Annotated in this window: 18 protein-coding genes; 4 read left to right on the forward strand and 14 right to left on the reverse strand. The window is 60.9% G+C overall.

Annotation, left to right across the window (positions count from 1 at the left end):
* Window positions 1-147 precede the first annotated feature (147 nt).
* Window positions 148-1,398 (forward strand): Zn-dependent hydrolase, encoded by a 1,251-nt coding sequence (locus tag QZ498_RS01485; RefSeq protein ID WP_294619511.1) that lies wholly within the window; start codon window positions 148-150, stop codon window positions 1,396-1,398.
* 218 nt (window positions 1,399-1,616) lie between these two features.
* Window positions 1,617-3,059, forward strand: a complete 1,443-nt coding sequence (locus QZ498_RS01490) for a D-alanyl-D-alanine carboxypeptidase family protein (RefSeq protein ID WP_294619512.1) — start codon at window positions 1,617-1,619, stop codon at window positions 3,057-3,059.
* Window positions 3,060-3,332: 273 nt separating this feature from the next.
* Here QZ498_RS01490 and ccoS read toward each other — a convergent pair whose 3' ends face one another.
* From ccoS to ccoN, 9 genes are all read right to left on the reverse strand, one after another.
* The gene (gene ccoS, locus QZ498_RS01495; RefSeq protein WP_294619514.1) at window positions 3,333-3,491 is read right to left on the reverse strand and encodes a cbb3-type cytochrome oxidase assembly protein CcoS; all 159 of its coding nucleotides are present in this window, start codon (window positions 3,489-3,491) and stop codon (window positions 3,333-3,335) included.
* Between the two features lie 4 nt (window positions 3,492-3,495).
* Window positions 3,496-5,682 carry a heavy metal translocating P-type ATPase gene (locus tag QZ498_RS01500; RefSeq protein ID WP_294619516.1) on the reverse strand — a complete coding sequence of 729 codons (2,187 nt, stop codon included), beginning with the start codon at window positions 5,680-5,682 and terminating at the stop codon, window positions 3,496-3,498.
* Between the two features lie 4 nt (window positions 5,683-5,686).
* Window positions 5,687-6,142 carry a FixH family protein gene (locus tag QZ498_RS01505; protein ID WP_294619517.1) on the reverse strand — a complete coding sequence of 152 codons (456 nt, stop codon included), beginning with the start codon at window positions 6,140-6,142 and terminating at the stop codon, window positions 5,687-5,689.
* On the reverse strand, window positions 6,142-7,581 hold the full coding sequence (gene ccoG / locus QZ498_RS01510; RefSeq protein ID WP_294619518.1) for a cytochrome c oxidase accessory protein CcoG: 1,440 nt from the start codon (window positions 7,579-7,581) through the stop codon (window positions 6,142-6,144). Before ccoG ends, QZ498_RS01505 begins: the two co-directional genes overlap by 1 nt.
* A gap of 102 nt (window positions 7,582-7,683) precedes the next feature.
* Window positions 7,684-8,580, reverse strand: coding sequence for a LysR family transcriptional regulator (locus tag QZ498_RS01515; RefSeq protein WP_294619520.1), 897 nt, complete (start codon window positions 8,578-8,580; stop codon window positions 7,684-7,686).
* A gap of 491 nt (window positions 8,581-9,071) precedes the next feature.
* Window positions 9,072-9,944, reverse strand: coding sequence for a cytochrome-c oxidase, cbb3-type subunit III (ccoP, locus tag QZ498_RS01520; protein ID WP_294619522.1), 873 nt, complete (start codon window positions 9,942-9,944; stop codon window positions 9,072-9,074).
* Window positions 9,945-9,949: 5 nt separating this feature from the next.
* Window positions 9,950-10,180 carry a cbb3-type cytochrome c oxidase subunit 3 gene (locus tag QZ498_RS01525; RefSeq protein ID WP_294619524.1) on the reverse strand — a complete coding sequence of 77 codons (231 nt, stop codon included), beginning with the start codon at window positions 10,178-10,180 and terminating at the stop codon, window positions 9,950-9,952.
* Window positions 10,181-10,197: 17 nt separating this feature from the next.
* Complete coding sequence (ccoO, locus tag QZ498_RS01530; RefSeq protein ID WP_294619526.1) at window positions 10,198-10,926, reverse strand: cytochrome-c oxidase, cbb3-type subunit II; 729 nt, start codon at window positions 10,924-10,926, stop codon at window positions 10,198-10,200.
* 16 nt (window positions 10,927-10,942) lie between these two features.
* A complete protein-coding gene (gene ccoN, locus QZ498_RS01535) occupies window positions 10,943-12,547 on the reverse strand; it encodes a cytochrome-c oxidase, cbb3-type subunit I (RefSeq protein ID WP_294619528.1) in 1,605 nt (534 codons plus the stop codon).
* A gap of 201 nt (window positions 12,548-12,748) precedes the next feature.
* Between ccoN and QZ498_RS01540 the strand changes: the two genes are divergently transcribed.
* Window positions 12,749-13,588, forward strand: a complete 840-nt coding sequence (locus QZ498_RS01540; protein WP_294619530.1) for a universal stress protein — start codon at window positions 12,749-12,751, stop codon at window positions 13,586-13,588.
* Between the two features lie 74 nt (window positions 13,589-13,662).
* Here the strand turns inward: QZ498_RS01540 and QZ498_RS01545 are convergent, their stop codons facing one another.
* Together QZ498_RS01545 and fnrL are read right to left on the reverse strand one after the other, a co-directional pair.
* The gene (locus QZ498_RS01545) at window positions 13,663-16,209 is read right to left on the reverse strand and encodes a VWA domain-containing protein (RefSeq protein WP_294619532.1); all 2,547 of its coding nucleotides are present in this window, start codon (window positions 16,207-16,209) and stop codon (window positions 13,663-13,665) included.
* Between the two features lie 307 nt (window positions 16,210-16,516).
* The gene (gene fnrL, locus QZ498_RS01550) at window positions 16,517-17,263 is read right to left on the reverse strand and encodes a transcriptional regulator FnrL (RefSeq protein WP_294619534.1); all 747 of its coding nucleotides are present in this window, start codon (window positions 17,261-17,263) and stop codon (window positions 16,517-16,519) included.
* 71 nt (window positions 17,264-17,334) lie between these two features.
* On the opposite strand from fnrL, the gene hemN reads away from it, so the two are divergent.
* Complete coding sequence (gene hemN / locus QZ498_RS01555; RefSeq protein WP_294619536.1) at window positions 17,335-18,690, forward strand: oxygen-independent coproporphyrinogen III oxidase; 1,356 nt, start codon at window positions 17,335-17,337, stop codon at window positions 18,688-18,690.
* On the opposite strand, the gene QZ498_RS01560 is transcribed toward hemN, so the two are convergent.
* The 3 genes from QZ498_RS01560 to QZ498_RS01570 are packed head-to-tail and all read right to left on the reverse strand — an operon-like array spanning window position 18,687 to window position 22,477.
* Window positions 18,687-20,279, reverse strand: a complete 1,593-nt coding sequence (locus tag QZ498_RS01560) for an ABC transporter ATP-binding protein (protein ID WP_294619538.1) — start codon at window positions 20,277-20,279, stop codon at window positions 18,687-18,689. The two genes, hemN and QZ498_RS01560, sit on opposite strands and share 4 nt — an antisense overlap.
* Window positions 20,276-21,382, reverse strand: a complete 1,107-nt coding sequence (locus tag QZ498_RS01565; RefSeq protein WP_294619540.1) for an ABC transporter permease — start codon at window positions 21,380-21,382, stop codon at window positions 20,276-20,278. Before QZ498_RS01565 ends, QZ498_RS01560 begins: the two co-directional genes overlap by 4 nt.
* A gap of 3 nt (window positions 21,383-21,385) precedes the next feature.
* Entirely contained in the window at window positions 21,386-22,477 is a 1,092-nt protein-coding gene (locus tag QZ498_RS01570; protein ID WP_294619542.1) for a microcin C ABC transporter permease YejB, read from the reverse strand.
* Window positions 22,478-22,480: the final 3 nt, after the last annotated feature.

The raw sequence follows: 22,480 nt of genomic DNA on the forward strand, positions 1-22,480 counted from the left end.
TTTCTACGTGAGTTTCGTACGAAAATCGCAGCCCCCTGAATTGGGTTCGTACGAGTCGTACGAAACTCCGCCACCCCGTCATCGGGCTTGACCCCATCCGCCCGCTGTGGCCGCATGGCAGCCAACACCCGACACAAGGAGTCTGCCATGCCCGCCCCAGGTGAAAATCTGCGTATCAACCCCGAACGGCTTTGGGACAGCCTGATGGAAATGGCCAAGGTCGGCCCCGGGGTGGCGGGCGGCAACAACCGCCAAACCCTCACCGATGAAGATGCCCAAGGCCGCGCCCTTTTCCAAAGCTGGTGCGAGGCGGCGGGGGCCACCATGGGGCTGGACCAGATGGGGACGATGTTCGCCCAACGCGACGGCACCGACCCCGACGCCCTGCCCGTCTATGTCGGCTCCCACCTTGATACCCAACCGACGGGCGGCAAATACGACGGTATCCTTGGCGTGCTGGCGGGGCTTGAGATTCTGCGCACGCTCAACGATCTGGATATCCGCACCAAGCGGCCCATCGTCGTGGTCAACTGGACCAACGAGGAGGGCGCACGCTTTGCCCCTGCCATGCTGGCCTCGGGCGTCTTTGCCGGGCTGCATACCCAAGACTGGGCCGAGGATCGCGTCGATGCCGAGGGCAAGCGTTTCGGCGATGAGCTGGACCGCATCGGCTGGCGCGGAGACGAAACCGTGGGCGCGCGCAAGATGCATGCTTTCTTTGAGCTGCACATCGAACAAGGCCCGATTTTGGAGGCCGAAGGAATTGACATCGGCATCGTCACCCACGGCCAGGGCCTGCGCTGGACCGAAGTGACCCTGACCGGCAAGGACAGCCACACCGGCACCACGCCCATGCACCTGCGCCACGACGCGGGGCTTGCCATGGCGCGGATCATCGACCGGGTGGAACGCATCGCACTGGATAACGCCCCGCGCGCCGTGGGCTCGGTCGGCCATATCGAAGTGGCCCCCAATTCGCGCAACGTGATCCCCGGCAATGTGGTCTTCACCGTCGATCAACGCTCCCCCGATCTTGATGTGCTTGAGGCGATGGTGACGCAGATGAAATCCGAGGCGCGCGAGATTTGCGAGAGCATGGGCGTCGAGGTCAGTTTCGAAACCGTGGGCGGTTTCGATCCGGTCACCTTCGATCCCGAGTGCGTCTCGGCCCTGCGCGCCGCCGCCGAACGCCTCGGGTACAGTCACCGCGATATCATCTCGGGCGCAGGTCACGATGCCTGCTGGATCAACCGGGTGGCCCCCACCGCCATGGTGATGTGCCCCTGCGTTGGCGGGTTGTCGCACAACGAGGCCGAGGAGATCACCCGCGATTGGGCGCGTGCCGGGGCCGAGGTATTGATGCACGCCGTGGCCGAAACGGCAGGTATCGAAGGCTGAGGTTTAACCACGCAGAGCCGCCACATTCTTGCCGCAATCGCCAGTGTTGCGGCGAATGAGGTGCGTCACACAAGATGTTGATAGCTGGCAGCGCAGGTACCAAGAATTTCCAGTTAAATGAGTACTTTAAACAGTTTGGCGGCTGTGCTACGCTTACGGCAATAAATTTAAGTCAGTCGGATAACCGGCGGCGAACGAGGCAGAAAAAGAGTAGTTCCATGAAGGCTCGGAGCAGTCAGCCGATCCGTTGGGGTTTGGTGGCCCTGGCGACGATCTGGATGTTGATCATCGTCCCGCTGAGCGCGGCGGCGGCCCCCTATGCAGCACTGGTGATGGATGCCCGGAGCGGTGAGGTCTTGCACTCCCGCAATGCCGACACGCGATTGCATCCTGCCTCCCTGACAAAGATGATGACGCTTTATGTCGCCTTCGAAGCGGTCGAGAATGGCGAGATCGGACTTGATACGCCGGTGCGCATCTCAAAGCACGCCGCGAGCGAACCGCCCAGCAAGCTGGGCCTGCGCGCCGGGCAAACGATCCGCCTGCGCTATCTTTTGCGTGCTGCCGCGATCAAATCGGCCAATGACGCGGCGACAGCCATCGGGGAAGCGATCGAGGGCTCGGAAGCGAAATTCGCCCGTCGCATGAACCGCACCGCCAAGGCCATGGGCATGACGCGCACCACCTTCAAGAACGCGCATGGCCTGACCGAAAGCGGCCACCTGTCGACCGCGCGGGACATGACCCTTCTGGGCCGCCATGTGTTTTACGACTACCCGGAGTATTACAATCTTTTCTCGCGGATTTCGGCGAATGCCGGGGTGAAGAAGGTCTATCACACCAACCGCCGCCTCCTGCGCAACTATCGCGGCGCCGACGGGATCAAGACGGGCTACACCCGGGCCGCCGGTTTCAACCTGACCGCCAGCGCCGAGCGCGGCGGCGAACGGATTATTGCGACGGTGTTTGGCGGGCGCTCCACCGCGTCGCGCAATGCCAAGGTGGCCGAATTGCTGGACCTTGGGTTCCGCCGCGCGCCCAGCCGCGTGGCCGTGCACAAACCTCGCCGCCCGGCTTACATGGGCAAGGTGCGCGATGGCACGCCGGGCGGCTTTGGCAAGAGAGTTCGCCTTGTCACTGCGGCGGCCGTGAAGAAAAGCCTGCGCCCGCAGGCCCGCCCGGTGCCGGAGACCGTCCCGGTGGCAATCGCCGCCAGGGACGATATCGAAAAGGCGATCAAGGCCGCGCAGGCCGCCGATCTGGCCGCCGTGCAGGAAGAGTCGCAAGACGTGGCAACCGCCGCACTGCCAAAAGTGAACCCCGAAGCGCGCCCAGAGGATCTCGTGCTGGCCAGCGTACAAGAGCCCGCCGAAGACCCTGTGCAAGAGGTCGTCACCCGCATCTCCACCTCGGGCGGGCGCAATTGGGGCATCAACGTGGGCCGCTATCCCAGCCAATACAAAGCACGCAAGGTGCTGTTGAAAACCGCCCTGAACGAGATGAGCACGCTGGACGGATCGTTGCGCAAGGTGGTCAAACGGCGTTCCGGGTTCGATGCGAACTTCATGGGATTGAGCCGCGAAACCGCCGATCTGGCCTGCCGCCGCTTGCAGGCAAAGCAAATCACTTGTTTCATGATAGAACCCGGCGGCGGTGCCTGAGGCGGAAGAGGCACTTTAGGGGGCTTTGCCCCCTCGGCCTACGGCCTCACCCCCAGGATATTTATAAACAGAAGAAGTAAGGGATCCTTAACCCTGGCCGGATATTCTCGGTTGGCGGCACAGGCAGGGATGCCGATGGCCGTAACAGGAGAAGGCCCTTTTTGGGGTCTCGGGCGCGGGGTTGCGAACTCCGCGTCTTCTTCTGTTCAAAAATATCCCGGGGGAGTCGCCCAAAGGGCGACGGGGGCAGCGCCCCCTTAGACCGTCCAATGGTTAGCGCTTGGGGTGATCGTCATACTCGTCGCTGAGAATGCGCCGCGCGTCGCCCTCGGGGTCGTCGTACTGGTTGCTTTTGACCGTATAGACGAAGAAGGCAAGGCCCAAGCCCCCCAGAAACAGCGAGATCGGAATGAGATAGGCGAGAATGGTCATCGGGTCACCTCAGGCGCAGGGCATTGAGCGACACGGTAATCGAACTGGCCGACATGGCCAAGGCCGCGATCAGCGGTGAGCATAGTCCCGCCACCGCCAAGGGCACGGCGATCACGTTGTAAACCGTGGCGATGCGGAAATTTTCGCGGATGCGCCGGGTGGCGGCGCGGGCCGTGTCGCAGGCTGCTGCAATCGGCGAGAGGTCGCCCCCCAAGAGCACGATATCCGAGGCGACCCTTGCTGCATCCAGCGCCGTGGCCGGCGAGATCGAGACATGTGCGGCGGCCAGTGCGGCGGTGTCATTCAACCCATCGCCCACCATCAGCACATGTTTGCCCTCGTCGCTCATCGCCTGAATACGGCCCGCCTTGTCGGCGGGCAGCGCTTCGGCCATCCAGTGGGTGATGCCAAGGCGCTTGGCCAAGGCCTCAACCGCCGGGGTGGTATCGCCGGACATCAGGTACACCTGCTTGCCGCTGTCGAGCAGAGCCTTCACCGCCTCCTCGGCACCCTCGCGCAGGCGGTCGGTAAAGGTGAACCCCACCGGCGCGGCCTCACCCCGTTGCAGGAAGGTCGCGGTTTCCGCGCGCCCCTGCGCCCCGGTCCAGCTGGCCCGGCCAAGGCGGACCTCTTGCCCGTTCAGCATCCCCTTGGTGCCATAGCCCGGCACCTCGGTCACATCCGTGACTTGCGCCGGGGCAAAGCCTGCATCACGGGCGGCGCGGGTGATGGCCTGTGCGAGTGGGTGCGATGACCCTTCGGCCAGTGCCAGCGCCAGTTCCACGTCACGGCGTGGCAGATCGGCCAGATTGGTGAGTTCGGGTGTGCCCGCCGTCAACGTACCGGTCTTGTCGAAGACCACCGTATCCACCTGCGCCAAACGCTCCAGCGCGGTTTCATGCTTGATCAGCATCCCCCGCCGGAACAGCCGCCCCGAGGCGGCGGTTGTCACCGCCGGTACCGCAAGGCCCAGCGCACAGGGGCAAGTGATGATCAGAACGGCGGCGGCAATATTGAGCGCCGTGCGCAGATCGAAGGTGTAAAGGTACCAGCCCACGAAGGCCAAAGCCGAGAGGATATGCACGCCGGGCGCATAGAGCTTCGCCGCCTTGTCAGCCAGAGAGGTATAGCGCGAGCGGCCGGATTCCGCGATGGCCACCAGATCGGCCATTTGATGAAGCGAAGTGTCTTGCCCCACGGCACTGGCGCGAATGGTCAGCGGCCCGGTCAGGTTCACCTCCCCTGCCGAAACCCCCTGCCCCACTTCGGCAAAGACCGGCAAGGTTTCGCCCGTCAGAAGCGAGCGGTCCAACTCGGACGTGCCTTGGGTGATCTCGCCATCCACGGGCATGCGTGCGCCGGGGCGTACGAGGATCAAATCCCCCACGGCCAGATCTGCCACGTTCACCACTTCCTCGCTGCCGTCCTCGCGCACGCGCGTGGCGCGTGGCACCTCAAGCGCGGTCAGTTCCTCCGCCGCCGAGCGGGCAATCGCGCGCGTGCGGTGGTCAAGGTAGCGGCCTGCCAGCAAGAAGAAGGTCAGCGCCAGAGCCGCATCGAAATAGGCGTGCTTGCCCGAGAGCGAGGTTTCCCAGAGCGAGGTGATGATCGCCAGCAGGATGGCCAGCGTGATCGGCACATCCATGTTGAGTTGTCGGTTGGACAGCGCCGCCCATGCGTTGCGGAAAAACGGCTGCCCGGAAAAGGCGATGGTCGGCAGGGCAATGGCCGCGGAAATCCAGTGGAACAGGTCGCGCGTGGCATCCGCCGCGCCGGACCAGACCGACACCGACAAAAGCATGACGTTCATCGAGGCAAAGCCCGCCACCGCCAGCCGCATCAACAGGTCGCGGCCCGCCTTGTCGGTTGCCGTGGCATTCAATGTGCCGGCGTCCAGCTCATGCGCCTCGTATCCCAGCCCTTCGACCAAATGCTTCATCTCTTGAGCGGTGACATCCGGCTCGGCCTCGATGCTGGCGCGCTTGAGGGTCAGGTTCACCCGAGCGGATGTGACCGCCGGATGCGCATTCAGCGCCTTCTCGATCTTGGTGATACAGGCCGAGCAATGAATCCCCGGCAGCGACAGGGCGATCTGGGCCGGGGTCCGGTCGACCTCGGCCAGCGATTCCGCCGCCGGGGCGGCGGCACAGGCCGGGCAAGCCGAGGTGTTGGAGCGCATGGTGGCGGTCATCACATCAGTCCTTGATCAGCACGACCCGCTGTTTGAACTCGGTCCCGTCATCGGCCAGCGCGATCATGCGAATGTTCCAGTTTCCATCGCCCAGTTCCACCGGTGCCACATAGGCCGAGCCATTGAAAATGAACTCGGGCGTAACGTCATCTTTCACATGGGTCGCGCGGCCTACCGTGGCTTTGAGGTCGGCCACTTCGACGGGGGCACCCTGCGGGTCGGTGATGCCAAGCGTTAGGATACCCGCCTTGTGGTGTGCGCTAATCTGCCAACCAAGCGCCTCCTGCGCTGCCTTGCGATCATCGAACGTCTGGCTGGCCACATAGGAATTCTTAACCTCCAACCCGGGGAAGGTTTTGACCGCGGAATAGGCCAGCACGAGATTGACCCCGATAATCACGGTGAAAGCGGCGACAAAGCCAAAGAGCACATGTTTGCCGGTGAGTTTGCGTTCGGCCATCAGTTGGACCTCCCGTTAAAGAATGTATCTTCGTAAGCGCGTTCGCCATTGGCGATATCCTCGACCCAGAGGCGGACCTCGGTGCGCTCATCCTCGGCAGCGTCCGAGGAAGGCGGCGCAATGAGGTAGACACGTTGCAGTTTGGTGGAGTCCGCGGGGACATCCACGGTGGCATAGGGCGTTCCCTCCAGTTGCAGGCGGATCGACGGATCCTCACCCTTGACCGAAAGGCGGAAGGGGCGATCCTCGCCATGCTTGTTGCGCAGGCGCACCTCATAGGCGTTGCGGATCGAGCCATCGGACATGGTCACGAAGGTCGGGTTACGCACCGGGGCCACTGTCATGTCGATATCAGACCGGATGAAAAGCGCAAAGATCAGGCCGACCCCGACCAGCGACCAAAGCGAGGTATACAGGATCGTCCGGGGGCGCAGGATATGCTTGATGATCGGTTTCGGCTCACCGCCCGCGCGCTCGGACACTTCATCGGTCAGCGCCATGTAGTCGATCAAGCCGCGGGGCTTGCCGATCTTGGCCATGATGTCATCGCAGGCGTCGATACAAAGCGCACAGGTGATACACTCAAGCTGTTGCCCGTCGCGGATGTCGATGCCCACCGGGCAGACGTTGACGCAGGCCATGCAATCAATGCAATCGCCCTGTTCGGCCCCGGCCTTGACCTCTTCTGAGTTCTTGCGCGGCTCACCACGCCATTCGCGGTAACCGACGGTCAGGGTGTCTTCGTCCATCATCGCCGCCTGAATGCGCGGCCACGGGCAGGCATAGATGCAAACCTGCTCCCGCGCGATCCCGCCGAAAAAGAAGGTGGTGCCGGTCAGGATGGCGACGGTGGTATAGGCAATCGGGTGGGCGTTCAGCGTGAACAGATCTACCAAAAGCGTTGGAGCATCGGCGAAATAAAACACCCAAGCGCCGCCCGTCGCCGCCGCGATCAACAACCACGTGATCCACTTGGTCAGGCGCAGGCGCACCTTGCGCGCATCCAGCTTTTTCTGCCGATGCAGCCGCAGGCGCGCGTTGCGGTCGCCTTCGATCCAGCGCTCCACCAGAATGAAAAGGTCGGTCCAAACCGTCTGTGGGCATGCATAACCGCACCACACGCGGCCCAAGGCCGAGGTAAACAGGAACAGGCCCAGCCCGGCCATGACAAGCAAACCGGCGATGAAGTAAAACTCATGCGGCCAAATCTCGATCCAGAAGAAATAGAAGCGGCGGTTGGCAAGGTCGATCAACACCGCCTGATCCGGCAGGCTTGGCCCCCGGTCCCAGCGAATCCAGGGCGTCAGGTAATAGATGCCCAGCGTGACCGCCATGATGATCCACTTGAGATTGCGGAATTTGCCGTAAACCTTCTTTGGAAAGACAGGCTCCCTGGCGGCATAAAGGCTTGGGGGTGTGTCGGGTTGGGTGTCGGCCACGGAATCACTCCGATGTTCGCGTTCTTGTTCTAGGCTGTTCTTTCAGGCGCGGGGCTGGCCAGCCTTGATTTGGGTCAAATTCTGACTCTGAAAGTGATCTATTCATTCCTGCGCCAAATCGCGTGCGGCATTTCGCGCCTCGCGCCGCAGCCAATTGGCAAAGGCTTTGGCGCGCGGGCGCAGTGGGCCTTTGCGCGAAACGATGTAGTATCCGGCGCCTTCCTTTTCGCGGAAGAGTTCCAGCAACCGGCCGGCGGCAATGTCCCGGCACACCCATTCATGCACGGTCACCGCCACGCCATAGCCATTGCGCAGCCCATCCAGAAGCAGGTTCCCCGGAACTTGCGTCAAACCGCCTTCGCGGTCTGCGGTAACGCCTTGGGACCGCAGCCAATCCGAGGACTCATTCGTTCCGTACTCCTGCAACCATGGCAGGCCGACGAGATCGGCAGGTTCCGATATCTCCTTGCCCTCGACAAGGCCGGGGGCGGCCACCGCCACGATAGGCGACTTGAACAACAGATGCGCATCAAGACCCGGCCAATCCCCGCTGCCATGGCGAATGGCAATGTCGATCCCGCCGGGCTCAAGCGTGACCATCTGCGGTGTCGGGTCGATCATGATGTCGGTGCCGGGATGCGCCTGCCGGAATGCGGCCAGCCGCGGCATCAGCCAATGCGCCGCGAAACTGGGCGTGGTCGAGATTTGCAGCGCACGCCCCGCATCAGCCCCGGTCAGCGCCTCTATGGTGCGGGCAATGCCGCCGAACCCGCTTGTTAGCGCCTCGGCCAGTTGCCGCCCCTCGGGCGTCAGGGCCAGACTGCGCCCCGACCGATCCACCAGCGTCAGCCCCATATGCCCTTCAAGCGTTTTGATCTGCTGGCTGATCGCCGCGTGGCTGACGTTCAGAGCCGCACCCGCGGCACTGGCCGAGCCTGTCTCGGCCAAGGCGGCAAAGGCGCGAAGCGCGGTCAGGGGCGGCAGGTTCAGCCAATCCAAGTGTCAGTTTTCCTTACATCTCAAAATTTTTCCTGAGTCGCATTATGCGCAGTCAGTAGCCATAAATAAAGGCAGGAAACGCACAGAGGAAAGGACAAACCATGCTTGGTATTTTCGCAAAATCTTTCAATACTGCCACTCGGACCGATCACCGCGTACATTGGGGCGCACCGGGCCATTGGAAAAAGGGGCCCGCCTTCGACACCCGCGACAGCGCCGAGCTCGTCGCCCACACAGAGGGCCGCCGCCGTGACTGAAGGCTTGGCAGACCCGCTTGAGCGCCCCGGCTCAATGGCCGGCCACAGGCAGCACTGGCCTTGGACACATGGCCGTTGGAAAACGCCAAAAACGCCCGAGCGGCGTTGACAGAGGCCAGTGATTTCGCGGAGAAAAGTGGCACCGGCCTTCCAGGAAACGCGCGAACAGGACGGAAGGGCCGGTGCCGAACCCGCAGGCGCGATGCGTCTGCGGGTGTTCTTTTCAGGCGGGGCTTATTCGCCGCCGCCCAACTGGTGGACATAGGTGGTGACAGCGCGGATTTCCGCCTCGCTGAGTTCGGCACCACCCATCGGGGGCATCACGCCAAAGCGCGAGTTGACCACCGTGTATTTCACCGCGTCGTAATCCCCACCATAAAGCCAGATGGCATCGGCAAGGTTCGGCGCGCCTTGGTAGATATCGCCCATCCCGTTGTCGCCGTGACAAGCGGCACAGTTGTCCAGATAGACAGTCTGGCCCGCCTCGACCAATGACGCATCGACCGGCTCGTATGCAGGCGACAGCGACATCACGTAGTTGACCACCTGTTCAACCTGCGCCTCGTCCAGAAGCTCGCCAAAGGCGGGCATTTCCGAGTAACGCGCATCGGGGTCGTCTTCGTTCCGGATGCCGTGTTTGACGCTGTAATGGATGTCCTCCATCGTGCCGCCCCAAAGCCATGCATCGTCTTGCAGGTTGGGATAGCCCTTGGCGCCAGCCGCGCCCGAGCCGTGACACTGCGCACACCACGTCATGAAGATCGACTCACCCGCCGAGGTGGCATAGGTGGCCAGTTCTTCATCACCAGCGATCGAGGCCAGCTCGACCGAGGCGAGTTTTTCGTTGATCGCGGCATTGGCGGCTTCGGCCTCGGCGATGTCCTGCGCCACGTTGGCGCGGGTCGACCAGCCAAGGTAGCCCGAGGTGGCATCCTTGATACCGGGCCAGGCCGGATAGGCGATGGTGTACCAGATGCCCCAGACGATCGTGGCGTAGAAGATCCACAGCCACCAGCGCGGCAGGGGGTTGTTATACTCCTGAATGCCGTCCCATTCGTGGCCGGTGGTATCCGGTTCCTGTTTTTGCTGTTTTGGATTTTTTGCCATGTCGTTCACGCCTCCTTGGCGTCGGCTTCACCGCGCTTGGCGGAATTGTCTTCGGCGTCAGCGTCCTCGCCCGTGGCGGGCTTGTCCTCGTGCCGGAAGGGGATGTTCGATGGGTTATCATAGGTCTTGGTGGATCCGGGTCGGAAGACCCAGATCACCACACCGATGAAGAACACAAAGAGAAACAGAAGCATCCAGCTGTCGGCGAACTGACGAAGAAAGGAATAGGTTTCCATTGGTCCTTGTCCTTTTCCTAGCGGTTTGCCACCGGGGTGAAGGTTGAGAAGTCAACCAAGGTACCCAGCATTTGCATATACGCGATCAGCGCGTCAGCTTCCGATATGCCCGGCTGCCCGTCGAAGTTGCGCACGTTCACGTTTTCGCCGTAGCGTTCGAACAACCCGTCGGTGTCACCGAATGGATCGGTCTGCACGGCAAAGTCAGCCTGCGCGTTTTCGATCATCTCGTCGCTGTAGGGCACACCCACAAGGGCATGTGTCGACAGCAAGTCCGCGATATAGGTGCCTTCGATCATCCGGTCTTCGAGATAACCATACTTGGGCATCACCGATTCCGGCACCACCGATTGCGGATCGCGCAGGTGGTCGACGTGCCACTCGTCCGAATAGCGGCCACCGACGCGGGCAAGGTCGGGCCCTGTCCGCTTGGAGCCCCACTGGAACGGGTGATCGTACTGCGATTCCGCGGCGAGGCTGTAGTGACCATAACGTTCGACCTCGTCCCGCATGGGGCGGATCATCTGGCTGTGGCACACATAGCAACCCTCACGGATGTAGATATCGCGCCCGGTCAGTTCCAGCGGGGTGTAGGGGCGCATGCCCTCTACATCCTCGATGGTGTTCTCCAACCAGAACAGGGGTGCGATCTGTACGATGCCGCCGATGGTGACAACGAGGAAGGCAAAGATCGAAAGAAGCGTAACGTTCTTCTCAAGGATCGTGTGTTTGTCGAGAATTCCCATTGATCGGTCCCTCCTCTTATTCGGCCGGGACAACGGAGTTGTTGGCTTCGACAGCCGGGCTCCGTCTTACGGTCATGTAAAGGTTGTAGCACATGATGATGCCACCAGCGACATAGAGCACCCCGCCCAGACCACGTACGATGTACATGGGCAGCTTGGCGTCCACGGTGTCGGCGAAGGAGTTCACGAGGAAGCCGTTTGCATCCACTTCGCGCCACATCAGGCCCTCCATGATGCCGGTCACCCACATGGAGGCGGCGTAGAGGATGATGCCAATGGTCGCGAGCCAGAAGTGCCAGCTGACCATGCTCAGGCTGTAAAGACGTTCCTTGTTCCACAGCTTGGGCACGAGGAAGTACAGAGCACCGAAGGTGATCATGCCGTTCCAGCCAAGCGCGCCAGAGTGGACGTGGCCAATGGTCCAGTCGGTGTAGTGCGACAGCGAGTTCACCGCGCGGATCGACATCATCGGACCCTCAAAAGTCGACATGCCGTAAAAGCCGATCGAGATCACCATCATGCGGATGATCGGATCGGTGCGCAGTTTGTCCCATGCACCCGAAAGCGTCATCAGGCCGTTGATCATGCCACCCCAGGAGGGCATCCACAGAACGATCGAGAACACCATGCCCAGCGTCGAGGCCCAGTCGGGCAGCGCCGTATAATGCAGGTGGTGCGGACCGGCCCAGATATAGATGAAGATCAGCGCCCAGAAGTGGATGATCGACAGTTTGTAGCTGAACACGGGGCGTTCGGCCTGTTTCGGCACGAAGTAATACATCATGCCAAGGAAACCGGCGGTCAGGAAGAAGCCCACGGCGTTGTGGCCGTACCACCATTGCGTCATGGCATCCTGCACGCCCGAGAAGACCTGAACCGATTTGGAGCCCCAGATGGAGACCGGAATGCTCAGGTTGTTCACCACGTGCAACATGGCCACGGTGATGATGAACGACAGGTAGAACCAGTTGGCCACATAGATATGCGGCTCTTTCCGCTTGACGATGGTGCCAAGGAACACGGCCAGGTAGGCAACCCAGACGATGGTCAGCCACCAGTCAACGTACCATTCCGGCTCGGCGTATTCTTTCGACTGGGTCGCGCCCAGAAGATAGCCGGTGGCGGCAAGGACGATCACCAGTTGGAAACCCCAGAAGACGAACCACGCAAGATTGCCGCCCCAAAGGCGGGCTGCCGATGTGCGTTGCACCACGTAGAAGGACGTCGCGATCAGGGCATTGCCCCCAAACGCGAAAATCACCGCCGAGGTGTGCAAGGGCCGCAACCGACCGAAGTTCATGTAGCCCTGCGCCCACTCGAAGTTGAGCTGCGGAAAGGCCAGTTGGAAGGCGATGAACGTCCCGGCCAGAAAGCCGACAACGCCCCAAAGGGCGGTCGCGATCACGCCGGCGCGCACGACGCCATCCATATATTCGCCGGACAGGTCCACGTTCGGTACGGGCTCATCCGTATTGCGCAAAACCCAAATAAATAGGCCACCAGCGGCCAGCGCCACCGTCAGCGCATTGACCAGATAGGCCAGATCGCGCGCGAAATTGGCGGCAATCAACGCGAAAAGCGTGATGAGGCCAAGCACGATCAGCTTGATGTAGTTCGTCATGTTGCGTCCCTTCGTCTCTTACCGCGCGATTCGAACTTCGTCGCGCGGGCGCGTTTAGACTGCTGCGTTAATGCTGCGCGTGCCAAGACGTTGCCTTGATCTGCATCAATAACGGGTGGCACATTTCTTGATGCGCATCAAAGCGGAATCCATGCGAAGGCGATTAGCGTAGGAGCAGCAACCAAACATGAGGATACCCCGATGACGTATAACAGCCTGTTCTCCGTGGTTACCGATGAAGCCTTTGTCGACGACACCATGGCGCAGGCCATGGCCATGGCAACCGCGCATGATGCGCATCTGGATGTGCTGTGCCTTGGCGTCGATCGCAGCCAGACGGGATATTACTACGCCGGGGCAAGCGCCGTGGTCTTGCAGGAAACCATCACCCGGGCGCATGAAGAATCAGAGGCGCTTGAGGCGAAAGTCAAGAAACTGCTCGACGGCTCGGGCATCCGCTGGGCCAGCGAAACCGGTGTCGCGCAACTGGCCGATCTGGGCCGTCATGTGGCCGCAAGGGCGCGGTTTTCGGACTTGGTCGTGCTGCCGCGTCCCTATGGCGACAACTGCGGCGCTGAACTGGAACCGGTGACCGAATCGGCGCTTTTCGAAGGCAATACTCCGGCGCTGATCGTGCCCCCCAAGACAAAGCCACAGCCCACACCGGGCCGGATAATGATCGGCTGGAACGAAAGCAACGAGGCGCTCAGCGCAATCCGCGCGGCGATGCCGCTTATCACGGCGGCGGACGCGGTGCATGTGGTGGTGATCGACCCGCCGCAGCACGGGCCCAACCGCTCGGACCCCGGCGGGCTGGTCTCGCAATACCTGGCACGGCACGGCGCGAAGGTGGAAATCGACGTGCTGTCGAAGACCCTGCCGCGCGTGTCCGACGTCCTGCTGCGCCATGCCGACGACATGAACGCCGATATGCTGGTCATGGGGGCCTATGGCCACTCGCGCTTCCGCGAGGCGGTGTTTGGCGGGGCCACGCGCGATATGTTGGAACAAACCGACCTGCCGGTGTTCATGGCGCGGTAAGACCATCCCGAATTACCGACAAAGGCACACCCGCTTTGGGTGCGCCTTTCTTGTCTTCCGCATAAGCCTTTTAGCTACTCCACGGTAATCGTCTTTCGCGCCAAGACCTTCTTGTTGGCCACATCAAGGACCCGGATCTCGTAGATCCCGGCCTCATCCGGCAGGCTGATACGCATGGGCGGATCGCCGGTGATCTTCTTGGCCGCAATCCAGGTGAAAATCGCCTGTTCCGCAAGCGCCACGGTGATACGCTGATCGGCACTGGCGCTTTCTACTGCCCAGCCAACCTCGATCTCGGCCCCCACCGTGGCCGTATCCGGGGCCTCGATCGAGGCGCCGGTGCTCAATTGCGCATCCTTGGGCAACACTTCGACTGTCGCCCGTGCCAGAACCCGCCGTCCTTCGCGCAGAAGATACCGCGCCTCGTAAAGGCCGGTCTCATCGGGCGCGGTGATGTCGTGTTGCGTCTTGTCGCGCACCTGAGTGTAGGCCCCGTATTCATCCTCGGGGGCGCCCACGGGCACGAAATTGATGTAATCCGAAGAACTTACCGTCCCCGTCCACGTGATCCGCAGGTCATCCCCGGCCCTGACTTCACCGGGTGCGGAAACCGAAACCTCTGGCTCGACGATCTCGACCATCGCCGTTGCCAAGGTCTTGGAGCCCTCGCGCAACACGTAGCGAATTTCATAAAGCCCGGTCTCTGCCGGCGCCTGCAATTCGCCCTCGGTATTGGACCGAACGACAATATAGTTGCCGAAATCCCCCTCGTCGGTGCCCATCGGCACGATGTTGATATAGTCTTGTGCGCTCACCCCGCCGGTCCAGGATACCTCGAACTTGCTTCCGGCCAGCGCGGTGTCCGGCGCGGATACGCTCACCTCGGGTTCTGTCACTTCGATAGACGCGCTGGCGATGGTTTTCGATCCTTCGCGCAGGACATAGCGCAACTCGTAGAGGCCAGGATCGGCCGGGGCGGTCAGGGTGCCGGTCTCGTTGTCGCGAACGACGATGTAGTTTCCGAACTCGCCTTCATCCGACCCGGCGGGCAGAATGGTCATATAGTCTTGATTGTTGATCGTGCCGGTCCAGGACACATCGAACTTTGCCCCGGTGACCACCGCCTCCGGCCCGGAAATCTCTACCGAGGGGGTCGTCACCTCCATCATTTCACTTGCCAGCGTCTTGCGCCCTTCGCGCAGCACGTAACGCACTTCGTACATCCCCTCGACAGCAGGCGCCTTCAGCTCCCCTTTGGAATTGTCGCGCACGACAAAGTAGTTGCCGAACTCTCCTTCATCGGCCCCCACCGGGACGATGGTGATATAGTCCTGGCTGTTGACCGTCCCTGCCCAGCTGACATCGAAGGCCGCGCCGGTCTGCGCAGTTTCGGGTATCTGCAAGGTCACCTGCGGGTCCGTCACCTCAATCTGGCGCGAGGCCACGGTGCGCCGGTCGACGTTCAGAAGATAGCGAACTTCGTACAGCCCCGGCTCAGCCGGGGCATTGAGCCTGCCTTCTGCCTTGTCCCTGACGGTCAGATAGTTGCCGAACTCCCCATCATCGGCCCCCATAGGCACCACCGTAACATAATCCCTCTGATTGATCGTCGGCGTCCATGACACCTCGAAGGCCGCGCCGGTTTCAACGCTTTCGCCCGCCGAAAGCTCGACCTCGGGCTTGGTAATCTCAAGGTCGGCGCTACCCAACACCTCTTTGCTTTCGCGATGGACATAGCGAATCTCATACAGGCCTTCTTCGCCCGGAACCGATAGGGTCACCTCGTCCGAGTTACCGACCCGCTTATAAGGCCCGAACTCATCCGCGTCCGCGCCGAAGGGTACGATATTGATGTAATCCGCATCGTCGATGGTGGGCTCCCATGTCACTGCAATCTCCGATCCGCCAACTGCGGTCTCCGGTCCGGTCACGGTGACCGACGGGGCCTCGGGTTCGGGGTCCGGCGCTGGTTCGGGGTCCGGCGCGGCCTCCGCCACGGCTGTCCCCACCGCATCGAAGGCCTTGCCAAGCTCCTCCGCGTTCGTCGCGGCGATATACTCGCCGCCGGTGATCTCGGCGATGCAGGCCAAGGAACTCACATCATCATTACCGCCAAGCCCGAAGCCAACGACATGCGCAGTGAAATCGACGCCACCGCGTTCCAGGGCCTCGGCCAAGGCGCAGGGATCACGTTCACAGCTTTCGACGCCATCGGAGATCAGAACGACAGTGGCGGGTTGATCGGTATGCGACAGGGTCTTTGCGGCCATTTCGACGGCATCGGTCAGCGGCGTTTTCCCGGTGGGCGTGATCGCATTGACGCGGTCCAGAATAGACTGCCGTGCGCCTTGGCCCGGCGACACAAGAACTTCGATATCGCCGCAATCTCCACGACGCCTGTGGCCATAGGCCATGAGGCCGACGCTACGATCATCGGCCCAGTCACCCAGTAGGTTATCCATGACATCGCGGGCGATCTCGATCTTGGCCTTACCGTCGATCTGGCCCCACATGGAATTCGAGCCATCGAAAACGACCATGACATTCTCGTCGGCCTTTGCCGGTGAGGCCAAAACCAAGGTCGCTGAAAACACGCTCCCCAGAAATCCCGTCCAACGCATGGCAAACCCCTTCCGGTCAATGCTCCTGAATGCGTTGAGTGAACCACACTCTTGTGTGTTGTTTCAACTTTCACGGTGGATCGCAGGGTGGGGCGGCACTGCGGCGGGTTGTTTTGGCCGGCAGCGTGGCATCGGGTTTTCGTACAAAACACGCGTATGTTTTGTACGGTTTTCACCGCACGTTCCGTTAATTCGGGGGGTATCGGGAAAGAATACCGACGCAATACCGACGTCATACGAACGCGTTACAGCATGGGATTTCTGTTGTTAACCAGTGGGTTATCACCGATTCGCCCGCGAGTGCCGATCAGGCCAGCATCCCGCCGTCGTTGTCGTCGCCCGCTTCTTCCATCAAACGGTCGAAATCCGGCACGGTGATGTGGCGCTTGCCCTCAAGTTGGATCACCCCGTCCCTTTTCAGCGCCGATATCTGTCGGCTGACGGTTTCAAGCGTCAGGCCAAGGTAGTCGGCCATGGCTTCCCGCGTCAGCGGCAGGTCGAACACCATCGACCCCGTGGGCTTTGTCAGCTTGAGCGAGGCATCTCGCCGCGCGATGATCGAAAGCAGCGAGGCGATCTTCTCACGGGCGGTCTTGCGGCCCAGAACCAGCATCCATTCGCGTGCCGCGTCCAGTTCATCGAGGGTCATTTCCAACAGGCGCTGCGCGATATGCGGTGTGTGGACCATAAGCTCTTCAAAGGGCTTTTTTCTAAAGCAGCACATGACCATATCGCTTGTCGCGACCACGTCATAAGCCGCCTCATCGCGGCCCGGACGGCCGACGAAATCACTGGGCAACAGCAGGCCAACCATCTGGGTGCGGCCATCCTCCATGGTCTGGGTCAGGGTGGCGATTCCCGATACGACCGAGCCCACGAAATCCATCTTGTCGCCGGCCCAGATCACCGTCTGGCCGGCTTCGAAACTGCGGTAATACTTGATCTGATCCAGCGATTCCAGCTCGTCCGCCTCGCATCGCGCGCACACAGCACGATGCCGGATGGGGCAGTCACCGCAATCGCGCGGAACGGCTTTGGTCTCTTCGTCGAGCATAGCGGATCACATTCCTGTTCTTTTGATCTGCATCAAGGATGCCACTCGTCACGCGATATAACGGTACGCACATGATTACAAAAGCACAACTGGGCAAGTTGGGTCTCTTTGACGCAAAGGTTCCGAGATACACCAGCTATCCCACCGCCCCCCACTTCACCCGCGATATCACTGCGGGTGATTTTGTAAACTGGATCGAGGCGATACCGGAAGGATCGCAGATTTCGCTCTATGTTCACGTACCGTTTTGTCGGCGGTTGTGCTGGTTCTGTGCCTGCCGCACGCAAGGAACGCAAAGCGACAAACCTGTCATGGCGTATCTGGAGACGCTCAAGGCTGAACTCAAGATGTTGAAACAGCATTTGCCCAAGGGCGTCACCCTGTCGCGCCTGCATTGGGGTGGTGGCACGCCCACGCTTTTGCAACCGGGCATGATGCAGGAGCTGGCCGGGGCGATCAAAGATGTGGCCCCATTTGACACCAACACCGAATTCTCGGTCGAAATCGACCCCAACGAAATTGATAGCGCGCGTCTTGATGTGCTAGCCGCCGCAGGGATGAACCGTGCCTCGATCGGGGTACAGGATTTCAACGAGGAAATTCAGCAGAGTATCGGGCGTTTGCAGGGCTACGATATCACCCGTTGGGCCGCCGAAGAGATCCGCGCACGCGGTGTGCACAGCCTGAACGCCGATATCCTTTATGGCCTGCCGCATCAGACCAAGGCGCGGATTACGGAAAGCGTGCAGAAGTTGCTTTCTCTCAACCCCGACCGGGTGGCGCTTTATGGCTATGCCCATGTGCCCTGGATGGCCAAGCGGCAACAGATGCTGCCCTCGGATGCCCTTCCAACGCCGCAGGAGCGGCTGGAGCTTTATGAAACTGCCCGAAAACTGTTCCTGTGGGACAACTACGCCGAAATCGGGATCGACCATTTCGCCACGCAGGACGACGGCCTGACCATTGCCCAGAAAACCGGCAAACTCCGCCGGAATTTCCAAGGCTATACCGACGACACCGCCGCGGCGCTGATTGGTGTGGGGGCTTCCTCGATTTCGCGCTTTCCGCAGGGCTATGCGCAAAACGCGCCCGCCACGGGTGCGCATACTTCGGCAATCCGCGAGGGGCGCTTTTCGACCACGCGGGGCCATGTGTTCCGCGGTGAGGATAAGTTGCGCAGCCGATTGATCGAGCAATTGATGTGCGAGTTCCGGATTGATGCCGGTGAGATCACCAAGAGTTTCGACATCACCGCGCCCGCCCTACGCAAGATGTTGGACCGTGTCGGTTCAGAGTTCCCCGGCCTGTTGCAGGTGGATGAACATGGGCTGTTCATCCCGATGGAGGCCCGCCCCCTGACCCGCATGATCGCCCGCAGCTTTGACGCCTACGAGTTGGACAAGGCCGGGCACAGTTCGGCCATCTAGGCCGGTTTGAGGTCAAGCGCGGCCTGAAGCAGGTTTCGGGCGTATTCCGTTTGTGGTGCCTCGAACAGGGTTTCCGCATCGGCGTATTCAACGACATCGCCCTGTTTCATCACCACCACGCGGTGACTCATGGCGCGCACCACGGCCAAGTCATGCGAGATGAAAAGATAGGCCAGCCCGTATTTCACCTGTAGCCGCCGCAGCAGATCGACGATTTGCACCTGCACGGTCATATCGAGCGCCGATGTGGGTTCGTCCAGCACCACCATCTTGGGCCGCAGGATCATGGCGCGGGCAATGGCAATCCGTTGTCGCTGGCCGCCGGAAAACTCATGCGGGTAGCGGTCCATCGTGGCGGGGTTGAGGTCCACCTCTTCCATCACTTCGGCCACCAGATCGCGTTCGGCCCGGCCATCGGGGTTGCCATGCACGCCAAGCCCCTCGGCAATGATCTGTTCGCAGGTCATGCGCGGGCTGAGGCTTCCAAACGGGTCTTGGAACACGATCTGCATCTGGGCACGCCTACGGCGCAACTGCCGGGTGGACCAGCCATGCACGTCTTCGCCATCGAAGGTGATGCCGCCCTCGGATTGGATCAGGCGCATGATCGCCAAGGCCAGCGTGGTTTTGCCCGAACCGGATTCGCCCACGATGCCAAGGGTTTCCCCCGCCCGGACGCTGATCGTGGCCTCGTTGACGGCCTTCACATGGCCCACGGTCTTGCGCAGGAACCCCTTCTGGATCGGGAACCACACGCGCAGCTTGTCGGTTTCCACAAGCGGACGCGCATCCTCTGGCACCGGGTCAGGCTCCCCCGAGGGCAGGGCATTCAACAGCTTTTGCGTATACGCGTGCTGTGGGTTTGCGAAAATCTCGGCCGTGGGGCCGCTTTCGACAATCTCGCCATCCTTCATCACACAAACTTTGTCGGCGATGCGCTGCACAACGTTGAGGTCATGGGTGATGAACAAAAGGCCCATCCCCTCTTCGCGTTTGAGCTCTGCCAAAAGGTCGAGAATCTGCGCCTGAATTGTCACATCAAGCGCTGTTGTCGGCTCGTCGGCAATCAGGATGTCTGGCTTGTTGGCAAGCGCCATGGCGATCATCACGCGCTGCCTCTGCCCACCCGACAACTGATGCGGATAAGCGCCAAGCCGGCTTTCGGGGTCACGGATACCCACCCGGTCCAGAAGTTCGATGATGCGGGTGCGGGCGGCGTCATCGGTCAGGCCCTGGTGCAAGGCAAGGCTTTCACCGATCTGCTTTTCAATCGTGTGCAGCGGGTTGAGCGAAGTCATCGGCTCCTGGAAGATAAAGCTGATGTCGTTGCCGCGCACCTGCCGCAGGCGCTTGTCCGGCGCCCCGATCATCTCTTGCCCGTCATAGGTGACGCTTCCTTCGACCTGCGCCGACGCCCCCAGCAGGGAAACGGTGGACAGCGCCGTAACGGATTTGCCTGACCCGGACTCGCCCACAAGGGCCACGGTTTCGCCCTTGTCCACGGTGAAGGACACGCCATGCACCGCCGGGATGATGGCCCCGTCCTGCTTGAAGCTCACCTTCAGGTTTTCAACACACAACAGGCTCATTCAAAGGTCTTTCTGGGATCAAAGGCATCGCGCACACCTTCGAAGATGAACACCAGCAGCGACAGCATGATCGCGAAGGCGAAAAAGGCGGTGAAGGCCAGCCACGGAGCCTGAAGGTTCTGCTTGGCTTGAAGGGTCAATTCGCCCAATGACGGGGCCGAAGACGGCAAGCCGAAGCCCAGGAAATCCAGCCCCGCCAGAAGCGAGATCGTGCCGGTGATCACAAAGGGCAGCATGGTCAGCGTCGCGACCATGGCATTGGGCAGCATGTGGCGGAACATGATGGTCAGGTTCGACACGCCAAGCGCCTTGGCCGCGCGGACATATTCGAGGTTGCGCGCGCGCAGGAACTCGGCGCGCACAACGCCCACGAGGGCCATCCAGCCAAACAGCACGGTAATCACCACCAAGAGCCAGAAACTTCGCGGCAGGATCGCGAACAGGATGATGATCACGTAAATCTGTGGGGTGGAGGCCCATATCTCGATGATCCGCTGGAAAATCAGGTCGAGCCAGCCGCCGAAATACCCCTGAATCGCCCCGGCGAAAATCCCGATGATCGACGAGAGCGCGGTGACGATCAGCGTGAACATCACCGACAGGCGGAAGCCATAGATCACCCGCGCCAACACATCGCGCTTGGTGTCATCCGTGCCCAGCCAGTTCTGTTCGTTGGGTGGCAAGGGGGCCGCCCCAGGGCGATCGACCGAGGTGTCATAGCTATAGGGAATAGGTGGCCAGATCATCCAGCCCTTGGTAATCTCTTCACCTTCTACAACACCGTCTTGGGAATCTTCGATTACCCCCTCGGGATCATCGAAACAGATATCCAACCCGCCCGATGTGATCAGGCATTGCACCTCGGGGTCGCGATAGATCGCCTCGGTCTCGAAATCACCGCCGAACTGGGTTTCGGGATAGAAATTGAAGATCGGAGTATAGAAATCTCCGCGATAGTTCACGAGGATCGGTTTGTCGTTCGCCACGAACTCGGCAAAGAGCGTGATCACGAAAATCACCGAGAAGATGATCAAGGACCAAAAGGCGCGCTTGTTGCGTTTGAAATTGCGCCAGCGGCGTTGATTGAGGGGGGATAGTGCCATGGCCTACCCCTCCCGCTTTTCAAAGTCGATGCGCGGGTCGACCAGCACGTACATCAGGTCAGACAGGATATTGACCAGCAAGCCGATCAGCCCGAACAGGAACAGCGTGCCGAACATCACCGGATAATCGCGGCCCACCGCAGCCTCGAAACCAAGCCGCCCCAGACCATCGAGCGAAAAGATCGTTTCGATCAGGACCGAGCCGCCAAAGAAAACCCCGATAAAGACCGCCGGGAAGCCCGCGATCACGATCAGCATGGCGTTGCGGAAGATATGGCCGTAAAGCACCTTTCGCTCGCTCAACCCCTTGGCGCGGGCGGTCATCACATAGTGCTTCTTGATCTCGTCCAGAAAGGAGTTCTTGGTCAAAAGCGTCAGCGTGGCGAAGGCCGCAATGGTCGAGGCCAAGACCGGCAAGGCAATGTGCCAGAAGTAGTCAAGCACTTTGCCCACAAGGCTTAACTGCTCCCAATTGTCCGAGGTCAGGCCCCTGAGCGGGAAGATCGAGAAATAGGAACCCCCTGCGAACAGCACCAATAGCATGATGGCGAAGAGGAAGGCCGGGATGGCGTAGGCCACGATGATGATCCCGCTGGTCCATGTGTCAAAGCTGCTGCCGTCATACACCGCCTTGCGAATGCCAAGCGGGATGGAAATCAGGTAGGCAATCAGGGTGGACCACAGGCCAAGCGTGATACTCACCGGCATCTTTTCCAACACCAGATCAAGCACGTCGATCTTGCGGAAATAACTCTCGCCGAAATCGAAGCGCATGTAGTTCCACATCATGTTGAAGAACCGTTCAAGCGGCGGTTTGTCGAGGCCGAATTGTTCTTCCAGCTCGGCAATCAGTTCCGGGGGCAGGCCCCGCGCGCCAAGGTATTGCTCATTATCGCCGCCGCCGGTCATATCCTGACCCGCGTCATTGCCCGACCCGGCGAAGCCTTCAAAAACGTCGCCTTGGCCCTGCATATTGGCGATCACCTGCTCCACCGGGCCACCGGGCACGAATTGGACCAAGGCGAAATTGATCACCATGATCCCCAGCAATGTGGGAATGATCAGCAGCAGCCTGCGCAGGATATAGGCGCCCATGGG

Source organism: uncultured Roseovarius sp. (genome assembly GCF_913057115.1).
Taxonomy (GTDB): Bacteria; Pseudomonadota; Alphaproteobacteria; order Rhodobacterales; family Rhodobacteraceae; genus Roseovarius.